Genomic DNA, 18,771 nt, shown 5'->3' with positions numbered 1-18,771 from the left:
AGACGCCCCGTGTTCCGGCGACCCGCCGCGGCCCCCGACCGAGCCACGGAGCCTGCGGCCTCCCGTGTGGCTCAGTTGGTGTGTGTCGCGCTCGTTGTGTGCGCGTCGCTCGCCGCTGCTCCGCCCGTCGCTGGCGGCTCGGAGCCGGGCACGGAGGCGCCAGCGCCGGCTCACACTGACCCACACATCGTCTCCGTCTTCCCGGATCCCGTCGCCGACGGCGACAGCGGAGAGTACGTCCTCGTCGCTCCCGCGGGCGCGTCGAACCTGTCGCTGTCGGACGGCGAGACCACCGTCTCACTCCCGCCCGACGGCCCCATTGCGGTGTCGACAACCCCGAATCTGACCCGTGACCTCGTCGGCGTGCCGGTGGTCGAGGCCGACCTTTCGCTCGCCAACAGCGGCGAGCGGCTCGTGCTCCGGCGGAACGGGACTGTCGTTGACCGCGTCGGCTACGAGAGCACGAACGAGGGCGAACGACTGAACGCGACCACCGGCCGGTGGACTCCCCGCGGCCTTGACCGACGGGAGGCCGTCGCGACCGGCCCGGCGACAGCGACCGCGTTCGTGCTCCCGGATGCGCCCGACGTTCCGCTTGAGACCCTCCGGAGCGCTAACCGTCGGATCCTGGTCGCGGGCTACACGTTCGCATCTCCTCGCGTCGCCGACGTGTTGCTTTCGGCTGTCGACCGCGGTGTCAGGGTCAGGGTGGTGCTCGACGGCGGCCCGATCGGCGGGATGACGACGCGGCAGCGCGACCAACTCGACCGGTTGGCTGCGGGCGGCGTCGACGTCCGCACTATCGACGGGCCTCACGCCCGCTTCGCGTACTACCACCCGAAGTTCGCCGTCGTCGACAACGAGGCGCTCGTGCTCACGGAGAACTGGAAGCCCGCGGGCACGGGTGGCCGGAGCAGCCGCGGGTGGGGCGTCCGGATCCGCTCTGAACGCACTGCCGACGCGCTCGCGTCGGTGTTCGCCCACGACGCCGACGGGATTGACGCGATCCCGTGGCGCGACCGGCGGCGCAACGCGTCGTTCGTCGAGGTTGATCCGGCCTCTGGGTCGTACGACACCGCGTTCGACCCGGCGTCGGTTGAGGTCGGCAGCGTCCGCGTGTTGACCGCCCCTGGGAACGCCGGGAACGCGACGCGGCGCTCGATTGAGGCCGCAAACGACACCGTGGACGTGATCTCACCCCGCCTTGACCCGTCGGGACCGTACTTCGAGTCGCTCGTCGTGGCCGCCGAGCGCGGCGTCGAAGTCCGGATTCTCCTCTCGAACGCGTGGTACGACGAGGAATCGAACTGTGAACTGGTCGCCCACGTCGACCGGCTGAGCGACCGCGGCCTCCCGATCGAGGCCCGGATCGCTGTGCCCGCCGACCGGTTCGAGAAGATCCACGCCAAAGGCGCCGTGATCGACGGCCGGACCGTGCTCCTGGGAAGTCTCAACTGGAACCAACACGCCGCGAGGGAGAACCGGGAGGTCGTCGTCGCGCTCCGCAGCAGGGAGTCCGCATCGTACTACGGCCGCACGTTCGAGTCCGACTGGGAGGCCGCGGCCGGAGGCGGAGCCGACCCCGGGACCGATATCGACAGGTGGCGGCTCCACGCAACGCTCGCCGCGGGCGGGGTTGCGGCAGTCGTGCTGGCGGGGTTCGTGCTTCGGCGGACGGTCGAATTCGAGTGAGTGTGTCGAGAGGACGCGGGACGGATGACACTACAGGTCGGTGTCAACGACCGCCTGCGAGGAGAGCTCCGCGTCGAGCTCTGCGTCAGCCATCTTGTCGACCAGGCTGTCGATGACGTCCTCGCGCATCCCCTTCACGAACTTGATCGACCCGACCACGAGGTGGCCGCCGCCGGAGACGCCGCCGCCGACGACCTCCTCGTTGAGCTCTGAGACCATCCGCGGGATGTCGAGCCGGACGCCGTCCGACCGGAGCACCGCGAAGTCGGGGCCGTAGCCGATGGTGATGACTGGTTCGCCGTGTTCCGTGACCTGTCGGTCGTGGAGCTTCCCGGTGGTCTTCCCCGGCGCGGGGTACGTAAAGCGGTGGGCCCACTCGTCGAGGTCGACGGTGTAGAGGTGCGCGCCGGAGTCGAGCCGTTCGTGTTCGAGGTGTGACGCCGCGGCGTCCATCTGCCGCTCTACGTCGCGCTCGGCTCGCGTCGCGAGGAAGTCGACGAGCTCGCGGTGGCGGTCTTCGTCGTCGCAGCCGACGTTCAACACGTCGTTGACCAGCGACTGGCCGTCGTTGTAGCGGAGCCAGTGGGCGGCGTAGTCCAGCGCCTCGCCGACGTCAAGCAGGCGGCTTCGGTCGTAGCCTTCGGATTCCGCGAGCCCGATGAACTCCTCCATCACCTCTGCCTTCGACCGGTCCGCGAGCCCCGCGACCGCGGGGACGTGTCGGAGGTTGTCGGTCACGTCGGGGTCGATCATCCGCGCGAGCTCGACGCACATCATCCCGGTAGTGATCCGGTAGTCCTCATCGTAGAGGTAGGGGTTGACGTGGGCCGCGAGCAGGTCCTCCACCGCGTCGGGATCCGGATGGTGGTGGTCGACGACTGCAATCGGCATATCGTAGTGGGCGAGGTTCTCGTAGGCGGGGACGTCCTCCTCGGTCGACCCGTTGTCGAGCATCAGGAGGAAGGGAAGCCGCTGGCCGTGTCGCGACTGCCCTTCCAGGGCGAAGTTCAGATCCCGTGTCACGTCCTCCATCTCGTAGTACGGCGCCTTCGACGGAAGTCGCTTGATGAGGTGCCGCGAAGCGTCCTCGTCGTCGTGGACCTCCTCGATGAAGTTCGAGAGCGCCAGTTGGACCGGCACCGACGCACACATCCCGTCGCCGTCAGCGTGGTGGCGGACGCGGATCGGGCGCCCCTCGAGAACGGTCTGGCGGAGCAGCCGGGCGAGGTCCCGAAGGTCGCCGCGGAGCCTCTCGAACGCGGGCCACTCGACAAGCGGCTCGACCGGCGTGGGTTCGGCGCGCTCCGCGATGGCGGCGTCCAGCCGCTGTCGGGTCTCGGTAGCGTCGTCGCCGTTGAGCCGGGCCATCGAGTCGACCTCGATCTGGAGTGCCCCCTCGTGGGACTCCACACTGCCGCCGACCCGGACGACGTCGTCGAGGTCGATCGCGGGGAACGCGCGGACCCCGGCCTCCCGGAACGCGGTCGCGGAGACGATCCCGGTTTCGTCGGCGATACGGAAGACGGTCGGGCCGCCGGTCTGTTTGATCTGGGCGACCTGTCCCTCGACGTGGACCTCGTCGCCGACATCGAGGTTCGCGACCGGCGTGAGCACGGGGTCGTGGTCGACCACGATGGTCTGGTAGGTCGACGCCTGGAAAACGTCGAAGGCGAGGTCGCCGTTCTCCCGGACCTCGGACAAGGTGACCGTCAGTCGGTCGTCGACTTCGTAGGAGCGGTCGAGGTTCGACTCGTGGACGAGACCGGAGACCTCGTCGGAGACGTCGACGAAGATCCCGTACTCCACGACGCCGTTGACGACAGCGTGGTAGTTCGCGCCGACGTCGACGTCTTCGGCGGTGCAATCCGGTGCGAGGTCGTATACCACAGGTCGCGAGTCCGACTCCGAATCCGGAGTCGCCTCGCCGCCGGAATCCCCGGCGGTATCGGGTGTCATACTGGTGAACAGTGGTGCGCCGGGGTTAAGACTTTACAATCTTGCGTGAGCCGTGGGCAGGTTGCCGGGGGGCGACCGAGGACACCTCGGGTGGACGCGAGGGGGTCCGACTCCGGCAGCACACCCCCCCGCCGGCCGGAACCTACCGGGTGAGTTTCGATCGAACGCCGGACAGGAGTCCGCTATCCGTGTCCGACGCGCCTCCGCCCCGGTCCGCCCAGTGAACGAAAGCGGACGACACGAGAAGGTCACGGTACATGTCTGTCAGGTCCGCTCCGATCACCCGCTCCACCTCGTCTCTGTCCGAAACGGGGTCTGCAGACTCGACGCCGATGCTCGAGAGCATCTCGTCAAACTCGCCGTACAGGTCACGGATCTCGGTAGCAACCTCCGCGTTTTCGCGTTTCCACGCGATGAGCTCGCTCTCATCAACCATTTCACCGAAGCGTGGTGGTGCATCCTCGTCTCCGTTTGCAGCGAGGTCTTCGAGCTCCGTGACGTGTGGGTATACCTCAGCATACCGTTCGAGCAGTCGGCCGAACGCAATCCGTAGCTCGGTCTGATTGCCGTCCGTGAGTGTCAAAAACTCCTGCTCTAGGTTCTCGGTGTCGATTGACACGTCCGCGCGTCCCTCTCGCGGCGTATGAATCTTGTGACTGACCGAGCAGCGCTGTGTAGCGAGGGGGAAACTCGGTGAGAACGGGAGCGAGACGGGCGCGGAAGCCCCCGCACTCTCGACTCGATGGCTTCGCTGTCGTTCGCACGGCTTACGACGCCGAAGCCACTGGGAGCGCGGCCCCGTCTAGTCCCGATGGACCCTCGCGTCCATCGATGTCCTGCTCGTTCCATCGCCGGCGCTCCGCGCCGGCTTCCGGCGGGACCTCCAGTCCCGCCCGACTCGCGGGACTCCCGCTCGAGGGCGGCTTTCTGGCCGGCTATCGTTTCCCTACACACGACCGACCGAGCCGGCAGACTCGTCGAAACGGGCGCCAGTAGACGACTGAAACGAGTCGATCGGGCCGACAACGGGGCAACGCCCGGAGTCGTCGCGGCGCTGCCCCTGCCGAGTACAGCCCCGTACGCGCGGTCCCGTTAGCGCGACCGGAACGCTTAGAACCCACCGAACCCGACCACCGAGTATGCGACTCTTCGGGTCGAGTGAAGTCCTCGGGATCGCCGCCGACGCCCTCAACTTCGCACGGGAGGCCTCCCAAGAGACCCACCCAGACGAGTATATGGGCTTTCTGCGCGGTGAGGACGCCCGCAACTTCGACCTCGACCGGTCCGGGACCGTGATCACGGAGGTCTTGATCGTCCCGGGCACGCGCTCGAACCCGACGAGCGCCACCGTCGACTCGAACATGATCCCGAACGACCGCCGGACCGTGGGGTCGATTCACTCTCACCCCAACGGCGTCCTCCGCCCCAGCGACGCCGACCTCGACACCTTCGGTAACGGCACAGCCCACATCATCCTCGGCCACCCCTACGGGCTGACCGACTGGCGAGCGTTCGACCAGGACGGCGACGTCCGCGAGCTTGCGGTCCTCGATATCGACCTGCCGGACCCCGAGGACTTCTTCGACTTCACCGAAGCCGACCTCGATCTGGACTACACGGGCGGCGGCTACGCCGGAGGCTCCAGCCGGTGACTCGCCGGGTCGTCGCTCAGGGCACGTTCGACATCGTCCACCCGGGTCACGTCCACTACCTCTCGGAGGCCGCTGGGTTGGGCGAGGAACTCCATGTCATCGTCGCCCGTCGGGACAACGTCACGCACAAGACTGGCCCGGTTCTTGACGGCCGGCAGCGCAGGGACGTCGTTGACGCGCTCGAAGCCGTGACCGAAGCCCACCTCGGCCACCCCGAGGACATCTTCGTCCCGATCGAGCGGATCGATCCCGACGTGATCGTGCTGGGGCACGACCAACACCACGACGCCGACGCCGTCCGCAACGCGCTCGGGTCACGGAACATCGACTGTGAGGTGACGCGCGCGTCCGCCCGAGAACCAGACTACGGCGACGAACTCCTCTCGACCGGTCGGATCGTCGACCGGATCCTCGCGGAGCGAGGCGCTGACGCCGGCCCGGCAGCGGGCGCCGGTGGGGCGGCATCCGAGCCCGACACCCGGTAGTCGAGTTTCACAGACGCCAGAACGAACACCCGAAGCGGGTGTATCTCGTATGTGGTGCCGGAGACCGATTCAAGCACGTGACGTCGGAGACCGATTCAAGCACGTGACGTCGGAGACCGATTCAAGCACGTGACGTCGGAGACCGATTCAAGCACGTGACGTCGGAGACCGATTCAGGCACGTGACGCCGGAGACCGATTCAACAGAGAGCGTATGCGCTACTCCTCACTGGCGCTCTGCTGTTCGTCGAGCCACCCCTGGTACTCCTCCTGAGAGACGACCTCGATTGTGAAGTACATCTGGGAGTGCGACACCCCACAGTACTCCGAGCAGTAGCCCTGGTAGGTGCCCTCCTCGTAGGGGACCGTCCGGATGGTGTTCACTTGGTTCGGAAGCGCGTCCTGTTTGAGTCCCAGTTGAGGCGCGTGGAACCCGTGTATCACGTCGCGTGAGGTGATCTCGAACACGACCGGCCGGTCCTTCGGGACGACGATCTCCGTGCCGGTCGAGAAGTTTCCGGCTTCGGGGTAGGACATCTCCCACCCCCACTGGAACGCTTCCGCGTGGACGACCACCGGTTCGCCCGAGGCGTCTTCGGCCTGCGGCGGGCCCGCGACGTTCTGGTCTGCGAGCACGCCGTAGGAGGCGACCCCGACGAAGAGCAGGATGACCGCGGTCGCGATCGTCCAGGTGATCTCCAGTCGACGGTTCTCCTTGGTCGGCGACGGGTCGTCGTTGTTCCGGAACTTCACGACCGTGTAGATCAGGATCCCCTCGACCAGGAGGGTGATGGGGATCGCAATCCACAGCAACTTCACGTTGAGGCCGTTTATAAGCTCCGCGCTGGCGGACGGCTGGGCGGCGACCGGATCCGCAGAGAGGCCTACCACCACCGCGGCGAGCAACGAACCGAGTGCCAGGCGCGTTTTTCGCATCAATCCGGGCTTAGAAAGAGCAACGTAAATATGTGCCGTCTCTGCCGACCCCGCGACCGCCCACCCCAGCCGCCGGCCGACGGCGGAAGCGGCGGGCCTAAGTACGGTGGTTCCCAACGCCCGACAGGTGATTCACGTGGCATCGACTCCCTCCCACGATCGGTTCCACGGCCTGCTCGCGGCAACGGCCATCGGGGTCTACCTCCTGCTTCTGGTCGGAGTGACAACAGCGCTGACCGACGCCGCTGCGGCGTGTGCGGCGTGGCCTGTCTGCGGCGATGGGTGGACAACACCCGCGACGCCCGCCGGGTGGCTCGCGATCGGTCACCGGATCGCGGCGGTCGTCGTCGGCCTGCTCGGCCTCGCGGCGCTCGTTGCGGGCGTCCGTGCCGGAATCGACCACCGGGTGTTGGGTGCAATGACGGTCGCAGGCGTGCTCTACCCCGTCCAGGCGGGGCTGGGGGCGTTCGTCGCTGTCGGCGGTGTAACACCGACGCTGTCTGCGGCCCACCTGACCGTCGGGCTGGCCATCTTCGCCGGCTTAGTTGTGGCGCTGGCGTGGGCGCTCGAACGGGCGACAGGCGACCCCACCGACCGTCCCAACGAGGACATCGACCTCAACCCGCCGGCCCCGGCGAACGGCGAACCGACCGCAACCGCGCCGTCAACCGCATCCTCGCACGACACTGCCGGAGTCGCCGAGACCGCAACGGCGTACCTCCGGTTGACGAAGCCCCGGCTCATGTGGCTGCTATGTCTGGTCGCGGCCGCGGGGATGGCGCTGGCGGCGACCACCACCGGGGGGTTGACCGTCGGTGTCGTCCTCGCCACGCTCGGCGGCGGGGTGCTCTCGATCGGGGCGTCCGGCACGTTCAACCACGTTTTCGAGCGCGACATCGACCGCCGGATGCAGCGGACGAACGACCGGCCGCTCGCGACCGACATCGTCCCGGTCCGGAACGCGCTCGCGTTCGGGGTCGTCCTCGCGACCGGGTCGCTCGCGTTGTTCGCGTGGGTGAACCTGCTGGCTGCCGTGCTCGGCCTCGCGGCGATCGTCTTCTACAGTGTCGTGTACACCCTGCTGCTCAAGCCTAACACCGTACAGAATACTGTCCTCGGCGGCGCTGCGGGGGCGTTGCCGGCGCTGATCGGGTGGGTCGCGGTCGCCGGCGAGATCGGACTCGCGGGGCTGGGACTCGCGGCGGTCATCTTCCTGTGGACGCCGGCGCATTTCTACAACCTCGCGCTGGCGTATAAAGACGACTACGAGCGCGGCGGGTTCCCTATGATGCCGGTGGTCCGCGGCGAGACCGAAACGCGAAAACAGATTCTGTGGTACCTCGCCGCGACGCTCGTGGCGGCCGGCGCCTTGGCGTCGATGGAGGCGCTCGGGGCGCTGTACGCGCTCACGAGCGTCGGCTTCGGCGCCGCGTTCCTCTATTTCGCGGTCCAACTCCATTATGAGCAGACCGAGCGGGCGGCGTTTCGGTCGTTCCACGCGTCGAACGCCTACCTCGGCGCGCTGCTGCTTGCGGTCGTCGTCGATACGCTGGTGGTGTGATATGGCGGCCGTGTCACTCCGCTCGCGGGTCGACATCCACACGCTGTTGCACGGCGCGATCGTCGCGAACACGCTGGTGCTCCTCGCGGTCGCGTACATGCTATTTGGGGGCGTCACGGCCCCGGAACCCCGGTACGTCGTCTACGGGCTCCTATGGGTGTTTATCGGGCTCATTACCGTCTGGAAGACCGCTCCCGCGACGACTGACGACCGGACGCGGCGTCGGGCGGCCGCGGCCGCCGTCGGCTACTTCGCCGCACTTGCGGTCGCCGGCGGCCTCCTCACTTTCCCCGAGACGGGGGCGGGGGCCACGTGGGGGATTCGCCTGGTGCCGCTGCCGCCCGGGTGGGGTCCTGCACCAGTGCTCACGACGCCGTACGTGGTCGTGGGGCTTGTCCCCGCTCGCGTCGTCGGCTATGTGGGGCTCTCGTATCTGGTCTACGCCACGTTCATCGACGCGGCTGGATCCGCCGTTTCCGGCCTTTTTGGGCTTCTCTCGTGTGTCTCGTGTACGTGGCCGGTGGTCGCCTCCGTCGCGACCGGCGTGGTTGGCGGGGGGTCGGCGGTCGCGACCGCCGCGTTGGGCTTTTCTTACGACCTTTCGACGGCGGTGTTTCTGGTGACCGTCGGGCTGCTGTACTGGCGGCCGTCGGTCGGCGGCGACTAGCCGGGGAGAGTACGGGTGACACACTCCGGCGACTGGACGCAGATTTAACACGAGTCGTCACCAATACGGAGACGATGCCAACCGTCGAGATCGAATACTGCGTCCCCTGTGGGTTCCTGGAGCGCGCCGAGAAGATCCAACACGCGCTGCTCGAACAGTTCGGTGACCGACTGGACCGCGTCGCCTTGGTGACCGGCGACCGCGGCGTCCTGACGGTTGCCGTCGACGGTGACGTAGTCTGGGACAAAGCCGCCGACGACTACGACGTTGACGCGATCACCCGCTGTGTGAAACAGTCGGTCTAAGCGCCGCTCCGAAGGCGGATCGCCGGGTCAGTCTCGGTGGCCGAACCGTTTTCCATTGTCGTTGTAGCGGGCCTCGAAGATCCGGTCCCACTGGTCCTGTGAGAGATCCACCTCGGCGGCCGCGACGTTCTCGTTGAGTTGGTCGACCGTCCGTGCGCCGACGATGGGAATCACGGTCGCGTCTGGGTACTCCATCAGCCACCGGAGCGCCACCTGTGCGGGGGTGGCGTCCTCCTCGTCGGCGACCGCTCTGATCGCATCGAGGACGTGCCACCCGCGTTCGGAGAGGTAGTAGTCGCCGAACTGGTCGTCGAGCGATCCACGGGAGCCGTCGGGGGCGACGACCCGTTCGGGGTCGTCGGGGTCGGCGCGTTCGTACTTCCCGGTGAGGAACCCGCCCGCCAGCGGGGAGTACGGGCAGACCGCCAGTTCCTGGTCACCACAGACGTCGAGATACTCCTTCACGTCTTCGTAGTAGCCGGCGTGGAACAGCGGTTGGGTGACCTCGAAGCGCTCCCAGTCGTGGACGTCCGACTTCCACAGCGCCTTCGCGAGCTTCCAGGCCGCCATCGTCGACGCGCCGAGGTAGTTGACCGTTCCTTCCTCGACCAACTGATCGAGGGTCGCAAGCGTCTCCTCTATTGGGGTCTCGTCGTCCCACCGGTGGATGTAGTAGAGGTCGAGGTAGTCGGTTCCGAGCCGATCCAGGGTGCCCTGGATCTGGTTTCTGACGTGCGTCCGCGACAGTCCCGACCCGTTGGGGTTGTCGGGGTCGAACCCGAAGTAGACCTTCGACGCCAGCACGTAGTCGGCGCGATCGCGGTCGGCGAGCCAGTCGCCGATCCACGACTCGCTGCGGCCGTTGGGGTCGCCGTAGACGTTGGCGGTGTCGATGAAGCTGCCGCCGGCGTCGGCGAAGGCGTCCAACAGGCGGTGGGCGTCCTGCTTCGTGGTTTCGACCGTGCCGTCGGTCTCGCGACCGAACCGCCAGGTGCCGAAGCAGAGTTCCGATACCGTGGTGCCCGTCGATCCGAGTCGCCGGTAGTCAAGGCTCATACCGGGTTGACTCAGAGCGAAACTAAAAGCGTGTGTGTCGCGGAGCCGCGGCGTCGACTACGCCACCGGCTCGAACCGGAACCCGTCCCACGCCTGGCTGTCGGGCGCTCTGATCCCGGCATCGGGGTCTCGAAGCTCCTCGCAGTAGACCGGCCGCACCCTGTCGCCGGTTTCGACAGCTTCGGTGGTGACCTGGCCGATCGCCCGAACCGGTTCGCCGTCAACATCGAACTCCACGATCGCGAGGGTGTTCGGCTCTCTGACGCCCGGTGGGGTCGCGGTCGACGTCGTCCAGGTGACCACCTCGGCCGTGTAGTCGCTCAGGTCGACCGTTCCGACGGGTTCTTTCCCGCCGGGTCCGACCGGGTGGGGTGGATGCGTGAGGCTGCCGTCCGGGTAGCGGGCGGCGTCCATCGTCGGCGTCGTGTCGTCCCCCGTGTCGGCGGCGTCCGATCCGGCCGCACCGCTCCCGTCTTCAGTCATACCGCTCCCTCCAGGATGGTCGTGGTCACGCAGTTCCCGAACCCGCCGACGTTGCACGCCAACCCCGTCCCGGCGTCGACCTGCCGGGCGCCGGCGTCGCCGAGAACCTGCTTGTAGACCTCGTACACCTGTGCGACGCCGGACGCGCCGAGCGGGTGGCCCTTGGACTTCAACCCGCCGGACGTGTTGATCGGGAGGTCGCCGTCGCGGTCGGTGACGCCCGCCTCGACTGCCTTCCACCCCTCGCCCTTCTCGAAGAACCCGAGGTCCTCCGACTGGAGGAACTCGAGGATGGTGAACATGTCGTGGAGTTCCGCCACGTCGACGTCGTCGGGACCGACGTCAGCCATCCGGTAGGCCTCCTCCGAGGAGTTGACGACGCCGCCCATCGTCGTCGGGTCGGCGCGTTCGTGAACCACGTGGGTGTCGGTCGCGCCGCCGATCCCGGAGACGACCGCGTACTCGTCGGTGTACTCGCGGGCGACCGACTCGGGGCACAACAGCAGTCCCGCCGACCCGTCGGTGATCGGGCAGAAGTCGTAGAGCCGGAGGGGATCGGCCACAATCGGCGACTCCAGGACGGTGTCGAGGTCGACCTCCTTCTGGAACTGGGCGTGGGGGTTGTCGACGCCGTTGCTGTGGTTTTTGACAGCGACCCGACCCAGCGCCTCCCTGGGAGCGTCGTAGGTTTCGAGGTAGTGTCTCGCCGTCAACCCCGCAAAGGAGGGGAGGGTGACACCGTGTTTGTACTCCGCGGGGTGGGTCAGCGACGCGATGACGTCGGTGGCCTCGGCGGTCGTCTTGTGTGTCATCCGCTCGCCGCCGACGAGCAGGGTCATATCCGAGGCACCCGACGCCACCGACTGCCACGCGGCGTAGACGCCAGCACCGCCCGACGCGGACGTCTGGTCGATGCGGGCGGTGTACGCCGGCACCGCCGCGAGGTCGTGTGCGAGGGCGTTCGGAACGCCGGTCTGTCCCTCGAACTCCCCGCTCGCCATGTTCGAGACGTACAGGTGCTTGACCGCGTCGGCGGCGACGCCGGCGTCGTCCAGACATGCGCTGCCGGCCTCCGCGAGCAGTTCGCGGATCCAGGCGTCGCGCTGCCCGAACTGGGTCATCGACGCGCCGATGATCGCTACGCGCTCCATACCCCAGAAGGGGAGACGTGTGGTTTACCGGTTTCCCTTCCGGGCGTCCCCCACCCGCACCCGGTGGCCGACTCTCGAAGCGCTTACACACCCGCCGGGCCGAGGTTCGGTATGGACCTGGACTCTTTCACACCGCGGCTGGGCGCGGCCGCGTGTCTCCTGCTCGCGGGCGTGGTTTTCGTGCCGGCGGCTTTCGTGTCCGCCCCCGGCAACGCCGTCGCGGCGTACTACGCGTCCGGCCCGTTGGGGGTCTCGATCGTTGGCGTGCTCGCGCTGGTGAATATCGTAGTATTTCTCGCCGGCGCACAGGGCCGGTCGGACCCCCAGACGCTGGCCGGGGTCGCGGCCGTCTCGGGGGTGTCGATGGTGCTGTTTGCGGTGTTGTGGGCCGTCTCGATCGACCCGACCGTTATTTTCAGTTTCCCGTCGGAGTACGCCTGGATCGAGTCCCACCGGTGGGTTGTCGTCGCCGGCGCGGCGCTCGCCACGCTGGCCGCCGGCGGGTACGCAATGTCAACGCTCCCGTGACGCAGCGCCACCGCCCGAGCGGGGGGACCCGCCCGGTGTCCTGCGATCCGGGGGGTCGAGAAGTCGAAAGCCCCTTATGTCGGTGCGGCATATCTCAGCGCGGACTAGGTCGGGCAGCTAGGCCCTGCTCCTCACCCGCATCTTTGGCCTTCAGCGGGGACCGAACGCGGAGGCGTCCGGACAGACCGGTGCGGGCCCCGGAAGCCAACGTCGAAACCTCGTCCTTCGGGGGCGGCGGTTCACCGACGCCGGCCGCAGGGCCGGTCCGAGGTGATTCGTCGTCGGCAGTCCGTCAGGCGCGGAAGCGAGCAGCGGACCGACGAACGTTCGTCGCTCGGAGGATCGCGGGGTGGAGGAGGCACCCGGGATTCCCCGTGTCGGAACGCCGGGCAATCCCGTCGTCCACCACTCATACTCGGTCTCGATAGAAAACCGCGAGCGACGGTCCCGTCGGTTAGCCGACGGCTAACCGCTGTTGTGACCGGTTTGTGGTCGCGGTTTCCTCCGGGGGACCGTCGGACTCGTCATCAGTCCCGTCGCTGTCGGACTCGTCGCCGAGTTCGACTTCCAGTTCCGTCTCGCTTCCCTCGTGAATGATCCCGACTTCGAGTTCCTCGGCGTCGTCGGGAACCCGGATCGCGTAGGTGCCGTTCGCGCCGGTCGTCCCGGCGCGCTCGCCGCCGACGAAGACGGTCGCGTCCTCGAGGGGATCACCGTCGCTGGTGACGCTCAGTGTCACGCCCTCCCCCGCGGTGACGTTGCTGTCGAAACTGGCGTTCAGGTCCGTGTCGCGCTCGTCGCCGCGTTCTTTTTCGTCCGCGCGTTCGTGGTCCTCATCGTCGTCGCGCTCGTCGACATCGTCGATCTCCACGTCGGTCCCGGATTCGGAGATCACCGGCTTGAGGATGTACTTCCCGCTGTTGCCGGCCTTCACCGCGGTGATATCGAAGACGAAGTCGACCTCCTCGCCGTCACCGACGGTGAACGCGGAGTTCAACTGGAGCTTCCCGCTCGGAAGCTTCACGCGCTGGTCGGTCCCGTCGTTCAGCGTCCCGTTCACGTCGGAGACGTAGACGAACACCTTCTCGTAGCTGCCGTTCGGCACATCCAGCGACGAGAGCTTGGTGGCGTTTGCGCCCTTCAGTTGGGTCAGGTCGACGGGCCGGTTGTCGACCTCGTACTCGACCCACTTGCCATCGTCGTCTTCCGAGTCGTCCTCGTCGTCAGCCTCGTCGGAGTCGTCCTCGTCGTCAGCCTCGTCGGAGTCGTCCTCGTCGTCCGCCTCGTCGGAGTCGTCCTCGTCGTCTGCTCCGTCCTCGGCCTCAGGAGTCTCGGTTTCGACCTCACCGGACTCGGTCGTGTTCGTGTCGTCCGCGGTCTCGTTGCCGTCGTCTGCGGTTTCGTTGCTGTCGTCGTCTTCAGTCGTGTCGTTGGCGTCGGTATCGTCGGCGTCGGTGTCGCGGTCGTCACCGTCGTCGGCGTCGTTATCCGCACTGTCGTCGCCCGCGGGCTTCACGCCCACACGGGTGATGGTGACGTTGAGGTGCTCGAACTCATCGATCGCGTTCTGCTCGTCGCTGATATACATGTTCAGCGTCCCGGTCTCCGCCTCGATCTCCTCGGCGGCCGTCTCTCCGTTGAGTGCGGATTCCCCGGTTGCTGTCCCGTCGGGCGACCCGGTGAACCCGCTGGAACAGCCAGCGAGCACCACCAGCCCCGCCACCAGGGCGGCAGCGAGCGCGTTTCTGTTCATTGCGTCCGTCACGACGGTCTCGTTCGGTATATAAACGCCAGTCCGTCACGCCGAATTAGTCCGGTTTTCGCCGGGTTGAGCGGTGTTCGCGCCGCGGACCGGCGAGAGGCGTCCGATCACTCCCACGCGCTGAGGCTCGCCTGGAGATCCCGGCTTGTCGTCCCCTGTGTGACCCTGTGGCCGACGAGGTTCCGAAGATCGACCGCGTACGTGGTGCCCGCACGATCCAGGACCACCAACCGCCCCTTGGCCCCGCGGACCGTCCCGGCGCCGATGGTCTCCGCCACGGGCCGATCCCGGAGGTCGAGCCCGTAGTCGAACGTGTAGCGATCGCTGTCGGCGACGTCGTACGACGAGAGCAGATCCGCCCACGCGTCGACGTCGACCGATCGGTGGAGGCCCGCGCGCTTCGCCGGCACGCGGACCCGGTCCGGAACAGTGCCGGCGATCTCGGCCTCCCGCTCCCGGGCGATCCGGCCGTCCGGAACTGTCGTCACCCGCGCGCCCCGGTCGGCGCCCTGCTCGCGGAGCCGGGTTTCGAGCCGCCACTCCTTCGTCACGCCGACTTTGAACGTGTCCGGGGCGAAGGCGGCGAGGTAGACCACGTGGGGCTCGACACAGTCCATTTCGTCTTTCAGACACGTCCCCGTGCACTTGGCGCACACCCACGTCGAGCGGTGCTGCGGGCACTGCGGTGCGGTCGGCTCCGCGCACGGAACGTGGCCCGAGTCGGTGAGGGTGCCCGCGCAGTGGCGGTCCCCGAGCGCGTATTCGAGGTCCGTGCCGGGTTCGAGCGGCACGAACGCCACCTCAGTTGGGGCGTCGGGGTCGGCGATCCCGGCCCCGTTGCCCGTGGCGTCGGCCGGCCCGCGGATATCGCTGTCGGACCCACGCGACGCGTGGCTCACGAGCACCCCAGGCTCCGACGTGTCGTACCCGACGATCTGCACACTCGGATATGGCGGCCGGGACGCAAAGCCGTACCGCTCCGCGACGAGATGGTCGTCGTCCGCACGTTCCGAAGCCCATTACCGCACGCCCCGAGTGTGTCGGGGTATGCACGAGGAACCAGAGGTGGCCGTCCTCCGGTACGGCCACCGCCCCGGCCGGGACGACCGGATGACGACCCACGTCGGACTCACCGCCCGGGCGCTCGGCGCTGACCGCGTGATCCTCCCGGACAACGCCAGCCAATCCCGGGCGACTGTCGCCGACATCACCGACCGGTTCGGTGGCCCCTTCGAGGTTGAGCAGACCGCGGAGTTGGACGCCACCATCGACCGGTGGTCGGGGGCCGTGGTCCACCTCACGATGTACGGCGAACGGGTCCAAGACGTCGCGGGCGACATCCGGCAGCGCCACCGGTCGGAGCCGCTGTTGATCGTGGTCGGCGGCGAGAAAGTGCCCTTCGAGGTGTACGACGCGGCCGACTGGAACGTCGCGGTCACCAACCAACCCCACTCGGAGGTCGCAGGGTTGGCGGTCTTCCTGGATCGGCTGTTCGAGGGCCGGGAGCTGGCGCAGGAGTGGGAAGACGCAGAAAACCGGGTGGTCCCGCAGGCGAGCGGCAAGCGCGTGGTCGACGGCGACGGCGCGGCCGACGAGTCGTGAGCGGGGCCGGAGACCGGTCCCTATCGCGCGGACGGCCGGTCCCACAACCTGATCTCCGATCTACATTTAAGTTCCTCTGCCACGACACCCCTGTAAGAGGGTCCCCGAGTGATCGAGACGATCCGCCGGGCGTTCGGACGGCTCTTCGGTCGTATCCGACCGACCCGCATCACGCCCGTCCGTCCGCCGGAAACGTTCGTCGACGGTGCCGAACGGGAGATCATCCTCCGTCCGTATCACCCCGAGGATTTCGAGGGCCTCGTCCGGATGTACACGACGTTCGACCCCGCACAGCGAGCCCAGGGAACGCCCCCGCTCGCCGCCGATGCGGTCCGCGAGTGGCTCACCGGCCTGCTGGCGGGCGTGAACGTCGTCGCGCTCGACGGCGACCGGCCGGTGGGGCACATCAGTTTCGTCCCCGACGGCACTGGGCGGCACGAACTCGCGATCTTCGTTCACCAGGAGTTCCAACACGCCGGGATCGGAACCAGGCTGATGGCCGTCGGGTTGGGCCACGCGAGGCACGAAGGCGTCGGGTACGTGTGGCTCTCCGTCGAGTCCTGGAAGCGGGATATCCAGCGGTTCTACACCCGCGCAGGCTTCTCGGTGATCAATCCTATGGGGACCGCACACCGGATGTCCCGTCGACTCTGACGGCAGTGTCCTGACGACACAACCGTCGCGTCGAGCAGGGGGGCTCGCTCACACCCCGCGCGCCGTCTGCCGTACGGATCCTCCGGCTTCCGCAACTTTAAAACGAGTGAGCGGCGCACACGTACGTAATGGCTTTTGAGGAGCTGCTGAACGACCCTGTCATCCAGAAATACCTCCACGAACTGGTCGGACCGACGGGGATGCCGGTTGCGGCGGCCCCACCGGACGGCGAGGTGACCGACGAGGAACTCGCCGAGGAGTTGGGGCTGGAGCTCAACGACGTTCGGCGCGCGCTGTTTATTCTCTACGAGAACGACCTCGCGGAGTACCGCCGGGTCCGCGACGAGGACTCCGGGTGGCTGACCTACCTCTGGACGTTCCACTACGAGAACATCCCCGAGAACCTCCGCGAGGAGATGGACCGGCTGCTTGAGGCGCTCGAAGAGCGCTTGGAGTACGAACAGACCCACGAATTTTACCTTTCGGAGCCCGCAGGCATCCGGTTCGAGTTCTCCGAGGCGATGGAGCAGGGCTTTCAGTGCCCCGAGACCGGGGCCCCGCTGGAGCCGATGGAGAACGACGACATGGTCAACGCCATGGAACGGCGGATCGCGGAGCTTCGGGACGAACTCAACGTCGACGTGGGTCGTGACGACTGATGGTTGTCCTCGCAACCAAGTGTTACGTCGGCGGCGACGCACGCGGCCGTGCGATCCAGGGGTTCGACTCCCTCGTCGACAACGAGATCGGTGACCTCGCCGTCGAGTGGGAGATCGACGTCCGGGACGACGACTTCGTGGCGGTCGAGCTCTCGGGTGCGGACGCCACCGCCGCCGGCAACGCCCTCGCCGAGTCGTGGGGGGAGGTCGGCACGGCGTTCGAGCCCGGCGAAACCTACGTGGGAACCCTCGACGCGTGGGACGACGACGGATGGCTGCTGGACGTCGGCAACGGCACTCGGGTCCGGATCCCCGCGGCGGAACTCGGGCTCGGAACCGGGACGCCCGGACAGATCCGCGACCGGTTCGGGATCGTCCAACACACCCCGCTGCGGTTCGTCTACGGCGAGCCCTCCCGGCTGGCCGACGCGACCCGGGATCGGCTCTACGAGTGGACGCGGGGCGAGGGCAGCGGCCGAGTGAACGTCAACAGCGCGACCCGAGGCCGCGTGCGGGCGACGGTCAATCGCGCCGGCCACGCCGACGACATCGTGACCGTCGAGCGGCTGGGGCTGTTGGAACAGAGCATCGTCTGTCCCGCGGACACCGACCCTCCGGGGCTGCTCGCCAGCATCGGCCCGCACCTCCGGTCGGAACTGAAGTGCGTCTTGACGTGACGCGCGCGGCCACGAACCATATGAGTCCGAACCCCCAAGGTCGCGTATGAACCGGCGACTCCTTCTCGCAGCGGGTTGTCTGGCGTTGCTCGCCGTCACGAGCGGCTGTCTCGGCATCGGCACCGGCCCGGTCGGCGAGGAGACCCTCGACAGCGACCCCGCCGAGCCCTACGAGTGGGAGTCCAACCGGACAGCCCACATCACAGTCCAGGAGAACACCCAGTTCCGGGCGGTGATGGAGATCAACCAGTCGACGATCGACCTGTTCCGCCGCGACGGCCTCGGTGGGTCCAACCCACTTTCTGTCGAGGCGGTCCGGTACCGCTACCCCGACGGCACAGTCATCACGGGGAGCGAACTCCGCGAGCGCGGAGGCGAGGTGCGCGAGACCAGAGACGAGACGGTCGTCGAACTCCCGCCGGACGCCCCGGAAAACGGAACCCTCGCGTTCACGAGCGGCGGCACACCGAAGCGGTTCACCCTCCCCACGTACGTTGACGGGACCTACGAGGTCGTGTTGCCTGCGGACCGCGAGATCGAGTTCCCGATCTTCGGGCAGGTGTCGCCGGGGAACCACGAGGTCGTCCGTGACGACCGCGGGCGTGTCCGGATCGTGTGGGCGGAGCCGGTGACGGCCGACACCATCTCGGTGCGGTACTACCTCGGCCGTGACCTCTACATCTTCGCTGGGGTGCTCGGCGCGATCGTCCTCGTCGGGATCGGCGGGCTGCTCTACCGGCGTCGGCAGATCGAACGCCTCCGGAAACGGCGGCTGGAGGTGGGGGGAGACACCGACACCGACACCGACACCGACGACGACCCTCCGGGCCCGGGGTGAGCCTCCACAGCACCCGCACTGCGTTGGCCGAACGCCGACGGAGTTCACGTTACCGTTTCTGATAACTCGAGGGATAGGGTTATGCGCCGACATCATAAACTCAAACCT

General features: G+C 67.6%; 20 protein-coding genes and 1 other RNA gene. 13 read left to right on the top strand and 8 right to left on the bottom strand.

The window, feature by feature from the left end; translation table 11 throughout:
• Positions 1 to 9 precede the first annotated feature (9 nt).
• Entirely contained in the window at positions 10 to 1,692 is a 1,683-nt protein-coding gene (locus IEX72_RS10510) for a phospholipase D-like domain-containing protein (RefSeq protein ID WP_188787343.1), read from the top strand.
• 30 nt (positions 1,693 to 1,722) lie between these two features.
• Here the strand turns inward: IEX72_RS10510 and IEX72_RS10505 are convergent, their stop codons facing one another.
• Both IEX72_RS10505 and IEX72_RS10500 read right to left on the bottom strand, forming a co-directional pair.
• Positions 1,723 to 3,648, bottom strand: coding sequence for a DHH family phosphoesterase (locus IEX72_RS10505; RefSeq protein WP_188787342.1), 1,926 nt, complete (start codon positions 3,646 to 3,648; stop codon positions 1,723 to 1,725).
• Positions 3,649 to 3,790: 142 nt separating this feature from the next.
• Positions 3,791 to 4,231 (bottom strand): hypothetical protein, encoded by a 441-nt coding sequence (locus tag IEX72_RS10500; RefSeq protein ID WP_188787341.1) that lies wholly within the window; start codon positions 4,229 to 4,231, stop codon positions 3,791 to 3,793.
• Positions 4,232 to 4,787: 556 nt separating this feature from the next.
• Between IEX72_RS10500 and IEX72_RS10495 the strand changes: the two genes are divergently transcribed.
• Together IEX72_RS10495 and IEX72_RS10490 are read left to right on the top strand one after the other, a co-directional pair.
• Positions 4,788 to 5,300: a Mov34/MPN/PAD-1 family protein gene (locus tag IEX72_RS10495; RefSeq protein ID WP_188787340.1), complete on the top strand. Its 513-nt coding sequence runs from the start codon at positions 4,788 to 4,790 to the stop codon at positions 5,298 to 5,300.
• Entirely contained in the window at positions 5,297 to 5,785 is a 489-nt protein-coding gene (locus IEX72_RS10490) for an adenylyltransferase/cytidyltransferase family protein (protein WP_188787339.1), read from the top strand. Before IEX72_RS10495 ends, IEX72_RS10490 begins: the two co-directional genes overlap by 4 nt.
• A gap of 218 nt (positions 5,786 to 6,003) precedes the next feature.
• Here the strand turns inward: IEX72_RS10490 and coxB are convergent, their stop codons facing one another.
• Positions 6,004 to 6,720 carry a cytochrome c oxidase subunit II gene (gene coxB, locus IEX72_RS10485; RefSeq protein ID WP_188787338.1) on the bottom strand — a complete coding sequence of 239 codons (717 nt, stop codon included), beginning with the start codon at positions 6,718 to 6,720 and terminating at the stop codon, positions 6,004 to 6,006.
• Positions 6,721 to 6,856: 136 nt separating this feature from the next.
• Here coxB and IEX72_RS10480 point away from each other — a divergent pair, with 136 nt between their 5' ends.
• The 3 genes from IEX72_RS10480 (at position 6,857) to IEX72_RS10470 (ending at position 9,253) form a co-directional block, all read left to right on the top strand.
• A complete protein-coding gene (locus IEX72_RS10480) occupies positions 6,857 to 8,281 on the top strand; it encodes a heme o synthase (protein ID WP_188787337.1) in 1,425 nt (474 codons plus the stop codon).
• A gap of 1 nt (position 8,282) precedes the next feature.
• Entirely contained in the window at positions 8,283 to 8,948 is a 666-nt protein-coding gene (locus IEX72_RS10475; RefSeq protein WP_188787336.1) for a DUF7546 family protein, read from the top strand.
• A 74-nt stretch (positions 8,949 to 9,022) separates the two neighbouring features.
• Entirely contained in the window at positions 9,023 to 9,253 is a 231-nt protein-coding gene (locus IEX72_RS10470) for a SelT/SelW/SelH family protein (protein ID WP_188787335.1), read from the top strand.
• A gap of 27 nt (positions 9,254 to 9,280) precedes the next feature.
• Here the strand turns inward: IEX72_RS10470 and IEX72_RS10465 are convergent, their stop codons facing one another.
• The 3 genes from IEX72_RS10465 to IEX72_RS10455 form a co-directional block, all read right to left on the bottom strand.
• Positions 9,281 to 10,309: an aldo/keto reductase gene (locus tag IEX72_RS10465; RefSeq protein ID WP_188787334.1), complete on the bottom strand. Its 1,029-nt coding sequence runs from the start codon at positions 10,307 to 10,309 to the stop codon at positions 9,281 to 9,283.
• A 57-nt stretch (positions 10,310 to 10,366) separates the two neighbouring features.
• Positions 10,367 to 10,723 carry an OB-fold domain-containing protein gene (locus IEX72_RS10460; RefSeq protein WP_229663818.1) on the bottom strand — a complete coding sequence of 119 codons (357 nt, stop codon included), beginning with the start codon at positions 10,721 to 10,723 and terminating at the stop codon, positions 10,367 to 10,369.
• Positions 10,724 to 10,788: 65 nt separating this feature from the next.
• Positions 10,789 to 11,943, bottom strand: coding sequence for a thiolase family protein (locus tag IEX72_RS10455; RefSeq protein ID WP_188787332.1), 1,155 nt, complete (start codon positions 11,941 to 11,943; stop codon positions 10,789 to 10,791).
• Between the two features lie 111 nt (positions 11,944 to 12,054).
• Here IEX72_RS10455 and IEX72_RS10450 point away from each other — a divergent pair, with 111 nt between their 5' ends.
• A complete protein-coding gene (locus IEX72_RS10450; RefSeq protein ID WP_188787331.1) occupies positions 12,055 to 12,471 on the top strand; it encodes a DUF7548 family protein in 417 nt (138 codons plus the stop codon).
• A 97-nt stretch (positions 12,472 to 12,568) separates the two neighbouring features.
• An RNA gene (ffs, locus tag IEX72_RS10445) (signal recognition particle sRNA) lies at positions 12,569 to 12,879 on the top strand.
• Between the two features lie 46 nt (positions 12,880 to 12,925).
• Here the strand turns inward: ffs and IEX72_RS10440 are convergent.
• Positions 12,926 to 14,224 carry a DUF4382 domain-containing protein gene (locus IEX72_RS10440; RefSeq protein ID WP_188787330.1) on the bottom strand — a complete coding sequence of 433 codons (1,299 nt, stop codon included), beginning with the start codon at positions 14,222 to 14,224 and terminating at the stop codon, positions 12,926 to 12,928.
• 116 nt (positions 14,225 to 14,340) lie between these two features.
• Positions 14,341 to 15,174: a DUF2797 domain-containing protein gene (locus IEX72_RS10435; RefSeq protein WP_188787329.1), complete on the bottom strand. Its 834-nt coding sequence runs from the start codon at positions 15,172 to 15,174 to the stop codon at positions 14,341 to 14,343.
• Between the two features lie 106 nt (positions 15,175 to 15,280).
• Here IEX72_RS10435 and IEX72_RS10430 point away from each other — a divergent pair, with 106 nt between their 5' ends.
• From IEX72_RS10430 to IEX72_RS10410, 5 genes are all read left to right on the top strand, one after another.
• A complete protein-coding gene (locus IEX72_RS10430; RefSeq protein ID WP_188787328.1) occupies positions 15,281 to 15,835 on the top strand; it encodes a tRNA (cytidine(56)-2'-O)-methyltransferase in 555 nt (184 codons plus the stop codon).
• A gap of 108 nt (positions 15,836 to 15,943) precedes the next feature.
• Complete coding sequence (locus IEX72_RS10425; RefSeq protein WP_188787327.1) at positions 15,944 to 16,489, top strand: GNAT family N-acetyltransferase; 546 nt, start codon at positions 15,944 to 15,946, stop codon at positions 16,487 to 16,489.
• 128 nt (positions 16,490 to 16,617) lie between these two features.
• Positions 16,618 to 17,148: a transcription factor gene (locus IEX72_RS10420; RefSeq protein WP_188787326.1), complete on the top strand. Its 531-nt coding sequence runs from the start codon at positions 16,618 to 16,620 to the stop codon at positions 17,146 to 17,148.
• Positions 17,148 to 17,825, top strand: a complete 678-nt coding sequence (locus IEX72_RS10415; RefSeq protein WP_188787325.1) for a DUF2110 family protein — start codon at positions 17,148 to 17,150, stop codon at positions 17,823 to 17,825. The genes IEX72_RS10420 and IEX72_RS10415 overlap by 1 nt, the downstream gene beginning before the upstream one ends.
• Before the next feature lie 46 nt (positions 17,826 to 17,871).
• Positions 17,872 to 18,663: a DUF5803 family protein gene (locus IEX72_RS10410; RefSeq protein ID WP_188787324.1), complete on the top strand. Its 792-nt coding sequence runs from the start codon at positions 17,872 to 17,874 to the stop codon at positions 18,661 to 18,663.
• The last annotated feature ends 108 nt before the right edge of the window (positions 18,664 to 18,771 follow it).

Source organism: Halobellus salinus, from assembly GCF_014646875.1.
Taxonomy (GTDB): domain Archaea; phylum Halobacteriota; class Halobacteria; order Halobacteriales; family Haloferacaceae; genus Haloquadratum; species Haloquadratum salinum.
Note: the sequence above shows the minus strand (reverse complement) of the source record. Positions and strands in the feature narration are given on the sequence as shown.